This is a genomic window from Bradyrhizobium sp. USDA 3650, assembly GCF_054057395.1.
The window spans coordinates 3466617-3479811 of sequence record NZ_JBSRZG010000001.1 but is presented as its reverse complement, the minus strand read 5'-3'; the positions used below and the strand labels follow the sequence as shown (position 1 = coordinate 3479811).

At 64.7% G+C, this 13195-nt stretch carries 12 protein-coding genes; 5 read left to right on the top strand and 7 right to left on the bottom strand.

The window, feature by feature from the left end:
- Positions 1-133 precede the first annotated feature (133 nt).
- Both ACVIN2_RS16155 and ACVIN2_RS16150 read right to left on the bottom strand, forming a co-directional pair.
- Positions 134-1501, bottom strand: coding sequence for a flippase (locus tag ACVIN2_RS16155; RefSeq protein WP_456766298.1), 1368 nt, complete (start codon positions 1499-1501; stop codon positions 134-136).
- A gap of 242 nt (positions 1502-1743) precedes the next feature.
- Positions 1744-2583, bottom strand: a complete 840-nt coding sequence (locus ACVIN2_RS16150) for a protein-disulfide reductase DsbD domain-containing protein (protein WP_456766297.1) — start codon at positions 2581-2583, stop codon at positions 1744-1746.
- Positions 2584-2725: 142 nt separating this feature from the next.
- Between ACVIN2_RS16150 and ACVIN2_RS16145 the strand changes: the two genes are divergently transcribed.
- Positions 2726-3370, top strand: coding sequence for a YqgE/AlgH family protein (locus tag ACVIN2_RS16145; protein ID WP_007605477.1), 645 nt, complete (start codon positions 2726-2728; stop codon positions 3368-3370).
- Positions 3371-3520: 150 nt separating this feature from the next.
- On the opposite strand, the gene ACVIN2_RS16140 is transcribed toward ACVIN2_RS16145, so the two are convergent.
- Positions 3521-4408: a TauD/TfdA dioxygenase family protein gene (locus ACVIN2_RS16140; protein WP_456766296.1), complete on the bottom strand. Its 888-nt coding sequence runs from the start codon at positions 4406-4408 to the stop codon at positions 3521-3523.
- A 96-nt stretch (positions 4409-4504) separates the two neighbouring features.
- Positions 4505-5284, bottom strand: coding sequence for an SDR family NAD(P)-dependent oxidoreductase (locus tag ACVIN2_RS16135; RefSeq protein ID WP_456766295.1), 780 nt, complete (start codon positions 5282-5284; stop codon positions 4505-4507).
- 98 nt (positions 5285-5382) lie between these two features.
- Here ACVIN2_RS16135 and ACVIN2_RS16130 point away from each other — a divergent pair, with 98 nt between their 5' ends.
- Positions 5383-6120, top strand: coding sequence for an SDR family NAD(P)-dependent oxidoreductase (locus ACVIN2_RS16130; RefSeq protein ID WP_456766294.1), 738 nt, complete (start codon positions 5383-5385; stop codon positions 6118-6120).
- Between the two features lie 73 nt (positions 6121-6193).
- Positions 6194-6568 (top strand): CsbD family protein, encoded by a 375-nt coding sequence (locus ACVIN2_RS16125; protein ID WP_027515488.1) that lies wholly within the window; start codon positions 6194-6196, stop codon positions 6566-6568.
- 138 nt (positions 6569-6706) lie between these two features.
- On the opposite strand, the gene ACVIN2_RS16120 is transcribed toward ACVIN2_RS16125, so the two are convergent.
- Together ACVIN2_RS16120 and ACVIN2_RS16115 are read right to left on the bottom strand one after the other, a co-directional pair.
- Positions 6707-8395, bottom strand: coding sequence for an SGNH/GDSL hydrolase family protein (locus tag ACVIN2_RS16120; RefSeq protein WP_456766293.1), 1689 nt, complete (start codon positions 8393-8395; stop codon positions 6707-6709).
- 216 nt (positions 8396-8611) lie between these two features.
- Positions 8612-10009, bottom strand: coding sequence for a lytic murein transglycosylase (locus tag ACVIN2_RS16115; RefSeq protein ID WP_456766292.1), 1398 nt, complete (start codon positions 10007-10009; stop codon positions 8612-8614).
- A gap of 203 nt (positions 10010-10212) precedes the next feature.
- On the opposite strand from ACVIN2_RS16115, the gene ACVIN2_RS16110 reads away from it, so the two are divergent.
- Entirely contained in the window at positions 10213-11088 is an 876-nt protein-coding gene (locus ACVIN2_RS16110) for a UTP--glucose-1-phosphate uridylyltransferase (RefSeq protein ID WP_007599884.1), read from the top strand.
- 106 nt (positions 11089-11194) lie between these two features.
- On the opposite strand, the gene ACVIN2_RS16105 is transcribed toward ACVIN2_RS16110, so the two are convergent.
- The gene (locus ACVIN2_RS16105) at positions 11195-12691 is read right to left on the bottom strand and encodes a sensor domain-containing diguanylate cyclase (RefSeq protein WP_456766291.1); all 1497 of its coding nucleotides are present in this window, start codon (positions 12689-12691) and stop codon (positions 11195-11197) included.
- A gap of 144 nt (positions 12692-12835) precedes the next feature.
- Between ACVIN2_RS16105 and ACVIN2_RS16100 the strand changes: the two genes are divergently transcribed.
- Entirely contained in the window at positions 12836-13099 is a 264-nt protein-coding gene (locus ACVIN2_RS16100) for a DUF7662 domain-containing protein (RefSeq protein ID WP_456766290.1), read from the top strand.
- Positions 13100-13195: the final 96 nt, after the last annotated feature.

Here is a 13195-nt window from a genome sequence, read left to right as displayed (position 1 = left end):
TTTCCCTGCGGTGCAACTACTTGGGGGTAATAAGAAAAATCGTGCTGTCACTCTTAAACTGGCAGGAGTTTAGCCGCGTCTATCAGCATGCCGCGAGACGGTTGTTCCCCAGCGAAAGAGCGGGACGCTGATCCTATTTTCCGAACGCCAGCACGTGCAGGCCGAGCCGCTGTCGCACGATCCAGAACAGCAGCACCGTCTCGAAACTGAGCGAGATCGAGGTCGCAGCCGCCGCGCCGTGGCCGCCGAAGCGCGGCACCAGCGCGATGCAGAGCACCAGGTTCATCGCAAAGGCCAGCGCATAGGCCAGCGCGCAGATCTTCTGCTGGCCGAGCATGTTGAGCAGCCGCTCGACCGGACCGATCGCGGATCGGACCACCAGGCCAATGGCGGCGACGAACATGATGTCGTAGCCGACCACGAATTGCGGCCCGAACAGCCAGAGCAGCGGCTTGCCGAGCGCGAGCAGCACGATGGTCGCCGCAAGCGACGGCCAGAACGTCCAGTTGATGGCATGCGCCACGTAAGCCGACAGCCGCGCCTTGTCGCCGCTTGCGTTGTATTCGGCGAAGCGATGCGCGGTCGTTGCCGACATCGCGTAGTGGATGAAGGAGACCAGCGCCAGCGTCTTCACCACGGCGAAATAGACGCCGACCTCGTCGGAGGGGCGGAATTGCTGGAGCACCAGCACGTCGGTGTAGGACAGCAGCAAATAGAAGCTTTCGACCAGCAGGATCGGCAGCGACACGGCGAGCCAGCCGCCGACGTCGTAGGCCTTGGGGCCCGGCTCGATGTGGCCGGCGAGCTTGCGGTTCAGCACCACCATCTGCCCGGTCATCGCGATCCACACCGCGCCGGCGCTCGCGACCATCGCGGCGACCGCGCCGAGATGATAGCCGAGCAGGAAGGCGCAGGCCGTGATGCCGATGATCAGCGCCTGGCGGATGATGAATTGCGGCATCAGGCCGAGCTGCATCCAGTCATGCGAGCGCGCGATGCCGTCCTGGGTGTTGGCGACCACGAAAGCGGGCAGCGTCATGCAGCCGATATAAAGCGGCAGCTCTTCGGCCGGATCGATCCAGGGCGACAGCAATTTGACGAGACCGGCGAGGCCGAGTGACACCAGTGCGGAAACGGCAAAGGTCAGCCAGCGGCTGCCCGAGAGAAAGCCGCGCAGCAGCGCATGCTCGCCACGGGCGCGGTATTCCGGAATGATTTTTTGCGCGGAGGCGGAGATGCCAAAGTCCATCATGCTGCCGAGCAGCAGCACCCAGGTCCAGACATAGACATAGACGCCGTAGTCCGACGTCCCCATCCAGCGCGCGAGCAGGACCTGCGAGAAATAGGCAAGGCCGGCGCTGATCACGCGGATGACGAAGATGGTGCCGGCCAGCCGCCGCGTCAGCGATGCCTCGCTCGACCCGCCCGTCAATTTTTCGCGCAGGCGCGCGATGAGGCCGGCAGGTCCGGTCGTTGCGGGTTCTGCATCCATCACGGCCAATTCGAAGGGTCCCCGAGGCGCGCACGAGTGCTGCGGCAGACTTGCCGCAGGAGCCCATGGGATTAGCAACCATTCGTTAAGATTCGGTTGGGTAGGCCACGTCTCTATCCCACGTCGTCCCGGCGAAGGCCGGGACCCATAACCGCAGGGAGAGGTTTGGCGAAGACGGGTCGTCCGGGATTTTCACCGTGCACTGTCGATAGATCACGCGGTATGGGTCCCGGCCTTCGCCGGGACGACAATCAATCCAAACTGGTATTAAACTCGTACGACTTCTCCGGTCCGACCAGCGTGAACTTCAGCGCTGCGCCGTCGGGCTTGGCGCCCGGCGGCAGTCCGTCGAGCTCGAACGAAAATCGCTTCACGCCCGGTGGGCTGGGCTCGACCGGTGCCGGGATCGGCAACGCCCAATCGGGCGTCGGGCCTTCCACGTACAGATTGACGGTGCGCGCATCTTGCGCGACCACGTCCACCACGACATTCTTGGGCCCGTCACGTTTGACGTCGCGGATGGTGAGCGGGTTGGGATCGCCGATCGTGGCAGGCTTCGGCACGGTGTCGAGTGCTGCACGCAGATTGGCGTCCTCGGTCGAGGCGACGCTGTTGAAGCCGAGTTCGGCGCGAGCCTCGACCGGAATGCAAAGCTTTTCGCACACCGCATAGTTGATCTCGGCGCGCAACGTCACCGGCTTGTCGGCCGCCTTGGCGATGATGCGCAGGGGCAGCACGATCTGGTCGTGGTAGCCGATCGAATGGCCGCCCGCGCCGTCGTCGAATTTCTGCGGGGCCGGCCACATCACCGTCACCGCCTCGACATTGTCGGATTTCGAGAAATCGAAGCGCGGCGGAACGCCGGAATCGCCCGGCATGCGCCAATAGGTTTTCCAGCCGGGCTGGATCTGGAAGGCGATACCGCCGAGCAGGACGGCACCGCTGCGCGATCCCGCCAGCAACCGCACCGCGGAATGTCCGTCGCGCTGCCACGGCGATGAATCGTCGGCGTAGGCTGCAAGTGCCAGCGACGACGCGAGCAGGGTTGTTGCGACGCCAATCGCCGCACGCAGGGGAACTCTTGTCAGCATGGTACGTCTTTACAGGGTCACCCCGCGGCAAACCATTGAATTGCTTGTGATGGACGTACTTGAATCGAGGCCCTGCAAGCCTTGATTTGACAGCCGGCCGGCCCGACATCAGGATAGGAATTGAAACCGGAGTGCTTCACCGATGGCTCCCACAGGCAAGAGGACGGGCGAAAGCACCCGCAAGTCAGCCCCCGCGCTCCCGAGCTCGGCGGGCTACCTCGATGGCCAGCTGTTGATCGCCATGCCCGTGATGGGCGACGAGCGCTTCGAGCGCTCGGTGATCTATCTCTGCGCCCACTCCGCCGAAGGTGCGATGGGCATCATCGTCAACCACCCGGCCGGCAGCATCGACTTCCCGGAGCTGTTGCAGCAGCTCGGCATCATCAACAAGGGCGAGCACATCAAGCTGCCTGAGAACGCCGAAAGCATGAAGGTGCTGCGCGGCGGTCCGGTCGATACCGGCCGCGGCTTCGTGCTGCACTCCAGCGATTTCTACATCGAGAACGCGACGCTCCGGATCGACGACGGCGTCTGCCTCACCGCGACGGTCGACATCCTGCGCGCCATCGCCAACGGCTCCGGTCCCAAGCACGCCATTCTCGCGCTCGGCTATGCCGGCTGGGCGCCGGGCCAGCTCGAGACCGAAATCCAGAGCAATGGCTGGCTGCATTGCGACGCGGATTCGGATTTGATCTTCGGCGACGACGTCGACGAAAAATACGGACGCGCGCTGCGCAAGATCGGCATCGATCCCGGCATGCTCTCGAACGAGGCCGGGCACGCGTAGCGCCTCAGTGTCGTCCTGGCGAAAGTCAGGACCCATTACCCCAGAGTGCAATTGTTGAAGCAGGCTGGCAACCACCAGCCTGCGCCAAACTGCGCCCGGTGGTAATGGGTTCTGGATCGGCGCTCGCTGGTCCAGGAAGACTATGGAGAACTACTCCGCCGCCTGCTGCTGCACCGTCGGCTCCGTGCCCGCCACCGTCGCGCGCCGCATGTCGCGGGGCTGCGACTGGTCGTAGCGGCGGACGCGGTGCATGGTCTGGCGGTTGTCCCACATCACGAGATCATGCAGCGTCCATTTGTGGACGTAGACGAACTCGCTCTGGGTCGCGTGCTCGTTGAGATCGCGCAGCAGCAGCCTTCCCTCGGGGACGCTCATGCCGACGATCTTGCCGGCATGCGATGAGAGATAGAGCGACTTGCGGCGATGAACAGGATGGGTGCGCACGAGACGTTGCAGCACCGGCTTAAACATCTCTTTCTCGTCGTCGGTGTATTCGGTGAAGCCAAGCGATCCCCGCGAATACATCAGCGAGTGCTCGCAGACGAGGTCGTCGATCTCCGCCTTGGTCTCGTCGTCGAGCGCGTCATAGGCCGCGCGCATGTCGGCGAATTCGGTGTTGCCGCCCTTCGGGTTGAGCACGCGGGCCGACAGCAGCGAGAATTTTGCCGGGATGGGGCGGAACGAGCTGTCGGAATGCCACAGACAGTTGCCGAGATTGAACAGATGCGCGCGGCTGTCCTTTGCCAGCGGCTTGCCGTCCTTGCCGAGATTGGAGACGTCGTTCAGGCCCGACTGGAGCCGGTAGTCCTTTTCCTTCGTAACAGTGCCGCCGCGCGCGTCCTCGCGCTGGCCGAAATTCAGCGCAAAGGCCATCTGCTGTTCGTCGGTGATGTCCTGGTCGTGGAACACCAGCACCGCATATTTGTCCATGGCGGCTTCGATCTCGCGCGCCTCGGCCTCCGTGAGAGGTTGCCGCAGGTCGAGGCCGGAAACCTCGCCGACAAAATGTTTGTGAAGCTGCCGGATGGCGATCGTCATGACGTTTCTCCCGGGCGTGCGAGCGGTTGGTCCCGCTCTGTCGTGGAAAAAGTTACTCCCGTAACAGGCGATGTCAACGCTTGGGCAGCATACCTCTCACGCGTTGCGCGCCATCAGGCCGCCGTCGACGGGGATCACCGCGCCGGTGAGGAAGGATGCTGCCGGCAGGCACAGGCTCAGCGTCATGTGCGCGACCTCTTCGGGATCGCCGTAGCGGCCCAGCGCGGTGCGGCGCTTGGCGTAGATGGTCTTGTGCTCTTCCGAGATCCGGTCGGTGATGGCGGTGCGGACCGGTCCCGGGCAGATGCAATTGACGGTGATGCCTTCGCGGCCGAGCTCCACCGCAAGCGAGCGGGTGAGGCTGGCGACGCCGCCCTTCGCCGCCGAATAGGGGCTGTGCAATGCGGTGGCGCCGAGTGCCTCGGTCGAGGCGATGTTGACGATGCGCGGGCTGTTCGACTTGCGCAAGTGAGGCAGCGCGGCGCGGATGATGCGCGGATGCGCCGTCAGCATCACCGCGATGCCCCTGGCCCAGGCGTCCTCATAGGCCTCCTCGTCGATCGCGACGCGCACGGAGATGCCGGCATTGTTGACGATGATGTCGAGTCCGCCGAAATGGGTCGCGACGTCACCGACCACGTGCTTGATCTCATCGCCGTCGGCAACGTCGAGCTTCCAGGCTTTCGCGGCGCCGCCGCTTGCCGCGATCTCCTTCGCCACGGCCAGCCCACCCTGCTCGTCATAATCGGTGACGGCAACGTTTGCGCCGTCAGCGGCGAACACGCGGGCCGTTGCACGCCCCATGCCGCTGGCCGCGCCGGTAACGAGAACGGTCAGGCCCTTCACGGAGCGGCTGAGCTTTTTGAAATCGGACATGGTGTTTCCTCGTGCCCTGCTTGTTCTTGTTGTGATTGACAAGGCTGTCATCGATCCGCAGACAGGTCAAACAAGCAAGATGATCGGGGAGGCCAGCGATGACGAACGAGCTCGATTTCTCAGGCAAGCAGGTGCTGGTCGTCGGCGGATCCAGCGGCATCGGCAACGGCATTGCGCAAGCCTTTCGCGTTAGGGGCGCGCAAGTCGCGGTCTGCGGCACGCGTGCCCACGCGAAGGAATATTCCCAAGCGGAGGGCTCGGATCTCACCGGTCTCTCCTACGCGCAACTCGACGTCGGCAATGCCGGCGCGGTCGAAGCGTTCAAGCCGTCATTCGATCGGCTCGATATCCTGGTGCTCGCACAGGGTGCGGTGCTCTATCGCCGCGGCGAGTTCGAGATGGCCGGCTTTCGCCAAGTGGTCGAGGTCAACCTGATGAGCCTGATGGCCTGCGCCACGCGATTTCATGCCATGCTGCGGGACTCGCGGGGATCGCTGATCATGGTGTCCTCGACCGCGGCCTATCATTCCACCATGGGCAATCCCGCTTACAACGCGTCGAAGACCGGGGCTGTCGGATTGACACGGACGCTGGGCGAGGCCTGGGCCGAAGACGGCATCCGCGTCAACGGCATCGCGCCCGGTCTGGTCGACACCAAGATGACGAAGGTCACGACCGATAATCCCAAGCGGCTCGAAGGTGCACTTTCACGCATTCCGCTGCGGCGATTGGGCACGCCCGCTGACATGGCCGGCGCGGCGCTGTTCCTGGCATCACCGCTGTCGTCCTACATCATCGGCCAGACATTGGTCGTCGATGGCGGGCTTATTCTTTGAGTCCAATTTCAAGTCAGATGGAACTGCGCCGCTCCTGATCGGTTACTTGGGCTGACCCCCGAGGAGGAGCATCATGGATAAAGATCGGATTGTCGGATCGGCCAAGGAATTCGCCGGACGCGCGGAAGGCGCCATCGGAGATATGGCCAGCGATACGCAGACACAGGCGTCCGGCAAGGCACGCGAAGCCGCCGGCACCGTGCAGAATCTCTACGGCCAGGCCAAGGATGCCGTACGTGACGCTACGGACACCGCGGCCAGCTATGCCAAGGACGCCTACGACAAGCCGGCCGAAACCTTGCGCGACGGTTCGCAGGCGATTGCCCAGAAGGTGCAGGACAACCCGATGGGCGCGCTGCTGGTCGCCGGCGGCATCGGCTTCGCGCTCGCGTTGCTGATGGCACGGCCTTCGCGCCGCCCGCCGCCGCGCTGGCGCTATTACGGCTGAAGCCAAGGCGCGATAAGCATCAGGCCCCGGACGCAGTGCGGCGTGCAACGCCGCGGTGCCGAGCCGGGGCCTTTTTTATGGATCTTGCAAGGGCTGTGTCCGCTCTGCGGCTGCACCGCGTTCGGGACATGAGATCAACTACCGGAACACTTCCGCCGATCGCCCGACATTGCCAGGCGGCCGCGGGATCGCGGGGTTGGGATTCGGATTGCGCGGCGCCGGCGCCAATTGACGCGGCGGGGGCGGCGGCGAGCCAAAGCCGAAGAAATCGCGCATCGATGGCGCTGCCTGTGCCGGTTGCTGCGGCGCTGGTGGCTTTTTCGGCGCAAGCTTTGGCGGGGCGATCGCTGCGGCCGCACCCGGCGCACCGCCATCCGGTGTCGTCGTGGCGACCGGCGTATCGCCCTTGGCCTGCTCGCGGCCGACTTCGCGGCGCGGCCAGGCATAATCGTCGGCGCGGCCGGCGGGCGCAGCCAGTGGCTCGCCCTTCACCATCGTCTTCGCAGCGAGCGCATCGACGGCGGCAGGACGCGAGCCCGGCCCACCCAGCAATTGATCGGTCGAGATCGAGGCCGCCACCAGCGGCACGATCGGGCCGGCCAGCGGCCGCGGTGCGGGCTTGCCGGGTTCGGCGCTGGTGTCGGGGGTCGCCGGTTCGCTCGGCAGCGCGATAGGGCCGGAGCGCCCGGCGAGCAGGCGGGTGATCTCGCGCTCGACATAGTGGGCGAGCTTGCGCGCGCCGGGTTTCGTGAAATAGACGCCGTCACCGCTGCGGAGCTGACGGATCTGGCCTTCGAAGTCCGGGCCCTTCTGCAGGAAGCGGCCCGCCTCGTCGACAAAGCCGTCCCAGACGTCGACGTAAGTGATGCCGGCCTTGGCCGCGCCTTCACGATAGAGCGAATCCAGGTACAGCATGTCCGCGGTGCCCTTGGGACCGCGGATGGCGGGCAGGCCGACCCAGAGCACCGGCACGCCCTTGGACTTGAGGACGTTGGCGAGCTCCTCGATCTTCTTGCCGTAGAGCTCGACCCAGCGCTCGTCGCGGAATTCGGTGAGGCCGTTCGGGTTACGCGCGGTCTTCTCGGGCGCTGCGACTGCGGGTGCGTCAGCATTGTCGGCATCATCCTGCGGCAGGTCGGCATCGGCCGGTTTGTCGTCCGGCTTCGCGGCGGTGTCGCCGGGCTTGGCATCGCCGGGCTTGGCCGGTGGTTTGCCGCGCGCGCCCTTGTCGTTCTTCTTGTCCTTGTCCGTCGCCTTGTCCGATTTATCGGGCGCCGCCGCCTCGCGGATCGCGATGCGGTCGTTGAGGCCGAGCATCACCACGATCACGTCGGGCTTCTCGGTCTCGAGAATGCCCTTCGCAGCAGCCGTCCAGTCCGAGGGCTCACCCTTGGGCTGATACTTGATCAGGCCGGACGTGGTCTTGTGCTTGCGGATCACGCCCATGTCGGGCTGCTCGGTGTAGGCATCCTCCAGGCCGTAGGCGAGCCAGTCGGCCATGGCGTCGCCGATCACCAGCACGTTCCTGTCGGGAATGGTGTCGCGCTTGGCCGGCGCCGGCGCGCGCGAAAAATCCTGACGCGGTGCTTGCGGCTGTTGCTGCTGGAACGGCGCGAAGAAGTCGCCGCCGAACCATCCGCCGCCTCCACCTCCACCGTTCCGCGGCGGCGGCGGAGCCGAACGCTGCGGTGGGCCGCCGAAGCCGGGGAAGTTGAAGAACTGCGCCGAGGCGGGTCCCGCGACCGACACCAGAATCGCAAGCGCCGTCCCCAGCGCGATCAGCGGGCCGGTCTCGGTCAGCACCTTGAAAAAGGACTTCTTCGACATGCGATCTCGGCACGTGCAACGGGGATCGGGGCAGGCTCGAATATAATAACGGAATCGGGCGCCAAACGGGCAGATTCTCTTTTCAGTTCTCTTCAGACACTGAGATCGTCGGCCCAAGATTCTGAGGTTAGGATCCTTGGCCCATACACGGCGAACGGCCGCCCCGGTCAAGGCTGTCGGCCAAATTCCCTGTTCAGGGTTACTTTCGGCGCGATTTTACCGCCCGCGCAGCCGGTTCAGCGCGTCGGAGGAGGCAAATCCGTCCGCGGGGACCCCGATCGAGGCCTGGAAATTGCGCAGGGCTTCCCGGGTCTGGCCGCCGAACTGGCCGTCGGGGGTGCCCTTGTAGAAGCCGCGCTGGGCCAGCAGTTGCTGGAGTTCCAGCCGCTCGGTCCGGGACAGCTCCCGTTCCTGCCGCGGCCAGGGCTGCACGAACGGCTGGCCGCCGCGCAGGCGGTCGGCGAAATGGCCGATCGCCAGCGCATATGCCTCGGCCGGATTGTACTTCATGATGACCCGGAAGTTCTGCAGCATCAGGAAGCCCGGTCCCTGTGCGCCGGCCGGTGCCAGCAGATAGGCCTTCTCGCCCGGATGCGGGAAGGGCTGGTTGGCCGGGCGCTTGAGGCCGAGCTTCTCCCACTGCGCCATCGTCATCGCCTTGGCGCGATCGGCCAGCATGTAGTTGAAGCCCTGGGGCACCACGACCTCGTAGCCCCAGGTCTGGCCGGCCTGCCAGCCGTCCTTCTTCAGATTGTTGGCGGTCGACGCAATCAGGTCGGAGGGATTGTCGACGACGTCACGCCGGCCGTCGCCGTCGCCGTCCACGGCAAAGCGCTTGAACGCGGTCGGCATGAACTGGGTCGGGCCGAAGGCGCCGGCCCAGGAGCCGCGCAATTGTTCGGGCCTGAGATCGCCGCGGTTGAGGATCTCCAGCGCGGAGAGGAATTCGTCCTTGAAGTAAGCCTGGCGGCGGCCGATGCAGGCGAGCGTCGCGGTCGATTGCAGCACGCTGCGGTCGCCCATCTGCGTCGAGTAGTTGGACTCGATGCCCCAGATCGAGGCGATGATATAACGATCGACGCCGGTTGCTTTTTCGGTGGCGTCGAACTGCGCCTTGTATTTGGCCAGAACCTCGCGGCCCTTGGCGAGGCGGTTGTCGTTCACGAGGATGTCGAGATAATCCCAGATCGACTTGGTGAACTCCGGCTGCGAGTCCATCAGGTCCATGATGCGCAGATCGGGCGCGAGGCCTGCCGTGAAGCGCTGGAAATTTTCCTGCGTGATGTTGCGCCGTGCGGCATCGGGCCACATCCCCGCGACGCAATTGTTGAAATTGCCCGCGGCCTCCCGGATCGCGGCGGCTGTCATCAGCGGATGGCCGGAAGCGCCGTCCTCGCCGGTCCAGGGTTGAACTCCCGTTTGAGCGCCGCTAGGCCCCGGCGCTGCTGACGAAGGCGCCTGGTTCGGGCCGGAGAAGATACCGCCGAACAGATTTGACAGACCGTTCTGAGCCTGCGCGCTGGCGGGAAGCGGGAACAGCAGGACGGCCGCAATCATCGTCGCACCGGTCACGGACCCGCCCCGTTTCGCCAGCCCTGCCATTGATTGCATCATGTCCACACCTGTCCGGCCAAAATCCGCCCTCAGGAGGCCTGGTTACGGTTGCCAACAGCTTAACAAAGGTGAAATTTTGATGGTGGCCTTTTTCTTAACTCTGTGAGGATGAGGCCCCACATCCGCCTTTGTTGGCGGCTGCAAACAAGCTAGCAAGATGCCATTGCTCCCTTCACGTGTTCCTCAGGTATTCGATCAATCCCATGAAAATCCGCAAAGCCGTATTTCCCGTTGCCGGCCTCGGCACCCGCGTCCTGCCCGCCACCAAGGCGATGCCGAAGGAAATGCTGACGATCGTCGACAAGCCGCTGATCCAGTACGTCTATGACGAGGCCCGGGAAGCCGGCATCGAGCACTTCATCTTCGTCACCGGCCGCAACAAAAGTGTCATCGAAGATCATTTCGACCGGATGTTCGAGCTCGATGCGACGCTGGCCGCGCGCGGCAAGAAGACCGAGCAGGACGTTCTGGCGCAGAACCAGCCGGAGGCCGGCGCTGTCAGCTTCACCCGCCAGCAGGCGCCGCTCGGCCTCGGTCACGCGGTCTGGTGCGCGCGCGACATCGTCGGTAACGAACCGTTCGCGGTGGTGCTGCCCGACGAACTCGTGCTCAATTCGCCCGGCTGCCTGAAGCAGATGATCGACACCGCCAGCAAGCTCGGCGAAAAATCCAACGTCATCGCGGTCGAGCCGGTGCCCGATCATCTGACCCATCAATACGGCATCTGTGGCGTCGGCAAACGCACCGGCAAGATGTTCGAGGTCGACGGCATGGTCGAGAAGCCGGCCAAGGGCACCGCGCCCTCCAACCTCTCGATCACCGGCCGCTACATCCTGCAGCCGGAGATCTTCAAGATTCTGGAGACCCAGGAGCGCGGCGCCGGCGGCGAGATCCAGCTCACCGACGCCATGATCGGCCTCGCCAGATCGCAAAAATTCTACGGCGTCGAGTTCGAGGGCGAGCGCCATGATTGCGGCTCCAAGCCCGGCTTCCTCCGCGCCAACATCGCCTACGGCCTGAAGCGGCCGGAGCTGCGTGACGGGCTCATTGCGGAGATGAAGAAATATCTGGGGCAGTAACGCTCCCCTCGTCATTGCGAGGAGCGAAGCGACGAAGCAATCCAGGCTGCCTCCGCGGAGACAGTCTGGATTGCTTCGCTTCGCTCGCAATGACGGAACGAACCCCTCACGCCACCAGCGACAGCTTCGGCAGGCTCGCGACCACCGACTGGTTGCGGCCGCCGGCTTTTGCGGCGTAGAGCGCCTTGTCGGCGGCGGCGACCAGCAGCGGCCAGTCCATGCCCGTGGTCGGAACGAGGCTCGCGATGCCGCAGGACACGGTCGAGCTCGTGTGGTCGTCGGACCAGCCCTGCACCTTGGCGCGGATCTTCTCGGCCACCGTGAGGGCGTCGGTGACCGAGGTGCCCGGCAGCAGCACGGCGAATTCCTCGCCGCCATAGCGCGCCGCGCAGTCGCCGGCGCGGCTCACCGAATCGGAAATGCAGATGGCGATGCCGACCAGCACCTGGTCGCCGGCCTGGTGGCCGAACGTGTCGTTGTAGGCCTTGAAGTGATCAGCATCGATCATCAAGAGCGCGATCGGCGTCTGCTGCCGCATCGCGCGGCGCCATTCGACGTCGATCACCTGGTCGAACTTGCGGCGGTTCTTCAGGCCGGTGAGCGCGTCGGTCGTCGCCATCTCTTCGAGCTTGCGCTCGGCCTCGGCGCGCCGGCCGATTTCGCGCGCGAGCACCAGGGTCGATGCCAGCATGAACAGGCTGAGCGCCAGGACCACGGCGCCGATGCGGTAGGCTTCCCTCTGCCAGAGCTCGAACACGGTGTTCAGTGGCTTGCCTGCCACCACGAATAGCGGGCTGGTCCCACCGCTGCGGACATAGAGCCGCGGCGTGCCGTCGATCGGCCCCTGTCCGGCGAATGCACTGCCGACCTTCAGATTTTCGGCCTTCCAGACCGGCCGGTTGGCCAGATTCGTGCCGATCACGTCGAGATCAAACGGCCGCCGCATCATGATGGTACGGTCGCGCCTCAGCACGGTGATGGTGTCGTCGGGATCGAGGCTCAGCCGCTCGAACAATTCGTGGAAATAGCTGAAGCGGATCGAGCCGGCGACGACGCCGAGGAAGCCGCCGTCGGTGTCGCTGATGCGCCGGCTCAGCACGATCGAATAAGCGCCGCGGAACAGCATGGGACGGCTGATGAAGAGGCCTGCGTCCGGATTGTCCCGATGGGCCTTGAAGTAATCCTCGTCGCCCCGGTTCACGACAACGGGATCGAGCGTCGAGGCGTCGATGGTCAGCCGGCCGTCGGCGTCGAACACCTGGATCGCGCCGAAATGCCTCGCCGTGGTCGAATGGTCGAACAGGATCAGGTGACGGATCGGCTTCGAGACCGTGGCGATTTCCGGCAGCAGCATATTGCTGGCGACCGCCTTGAGGGCCAGGTCGTAGATCTCGATGTTGCGGCTGACGTCGGACTCGATGGTCGTCGCCAGGTTTTCCAGCGTCTGGCGGGCGAGCGCCTCCTCGCCGCGGCGCATGTCCAGCATGACGTTGACGCAAATGGCGGAAAAGCCGATCACCGTCACCACGGACGAGATGATCAGCAGCTTCGCCGAAAGCCGCCATGGCCGCCGGGCCGTGACGTCGCGCCATCGAGACAACATCGTTTGCTCCCGACACCAGTGAATGCGCCCGAAAGCTTGAGTAGTGTTTAAGCCGGGACGGCGCTGCCGGAATGAGTTAAAAATTGGTTTCCGCGGCTCACGTTTTTGGGCAAAGCGGGGCTTCGACCAGCGAAGAGGACAGCGGTGAACGACTACGACGCGTTGCGCGATTATCTGATGCGGCAGAAGCAGGCGGAATTCGTGCTGACCTATGAACAGATCGAAGAGATCATCGGCGCGGCCCTGCCGCGCGCGGCGAATCGTGCCTCATGGTGGGACAGCCTGCGCAGCCCGGACATCCAGATGCCGCAGCGCGAAGCCTGCCTCGCCGCGGGTTTCAAGGCGATGCGGATGCCGGACGGCGAGAGCGTGCGGTTCACGAAGCTGAAGAGCGACCGGCGGCGTTGATATCGAGGAGAGGTTCGCTCTTTCCCTCTCCCCTTGTGGGAGAGGGTGGCTCGCCGCGTAGCGGCGAGACGGGTGAGGAGTCTCTATCCTCACGTC

What these genes read in the sequence shown, in the direction of transcription:
- ACVIN2_RS16150 (WP_456766297.1), bottom strand. Translation starts at nt 2,583, where the DNA reads ATGCTGACAAGAGTTCCCCTGCGTGCGGCGATTGGCGTCGCAACAACC.
- ACVIN2_RS16145 (WP_007605477.1), top strand. Translation starts at nt 2,726, where the DNA reads ATGGCTCCCACAGGCAAGAGGACGGGCGAAAGCACCCGCAAGTCAGCC.
- ACVIN2_RS16140 (WP_456766296.1), bottom strand. Translation starts at nt 4,408, where the DNA reads ATGACGATCGCCATCCGGCAGCTTCACAAACATTTTGTCGGCGAGGTT.
- ACVIN2_RS16135 (WP_456766295.1), bottom strand. Translation starts at nt 5,284, where the DNA reads ATGTCCGATTTCAAAAAGCTCAGCCGCTCCGTGAAGGGCCTGACCGTT.
- ACVIN2_RS16130 (WP_456766294.1), top strand. Translation starts at nt 5,383, where the DNA reads ATGACGAACGAGCTCGATTTCTCAGGCAAGCAGGTGCTGGTCGTCGGC.
- ACVIN2_RS16125 (WP_027515488.1), top strand. Translation starts at nt 6,194, where the DNA reads ATGGATAAAGATCGGATTGTCGGATCGGCCAAGGAATTCGCCGGACGC.
- ACVIN2_RS16120 (WP_456766293.1), bottom strand. Translation starts at nt 8,395, where the DNA reads ATGTCGAAGAAGTCCTTTTTCAAGGTGCTGACCGAGACCGGCCCGCTG.
- ACVIN2_RS16115 (WP_456766292.1), bottom strand. Translation starts at nt 10,009, where the DNA reads ATGATGCAATCAATGGCAGGGCTGGCGAAACGGGGCGGGTCCGTGACC.
- ACVIN2_RS16110 (WP_007599884.1), top strand. Translation starts at nt 10,213, where the DNA reads ATGAAAATCCGCAAAGCCGTATTTCCCGTTGCCGGCCTCGGCACCCGC.
- ACVIN2_RS16105 (WP_456766291.1), bottom strand. Translation starts at nt 12,691, where the DNA reads ATGTTGTCTCGATGGCGCGACGTCACGGCCCGGCGGCCATGGCGGCTT.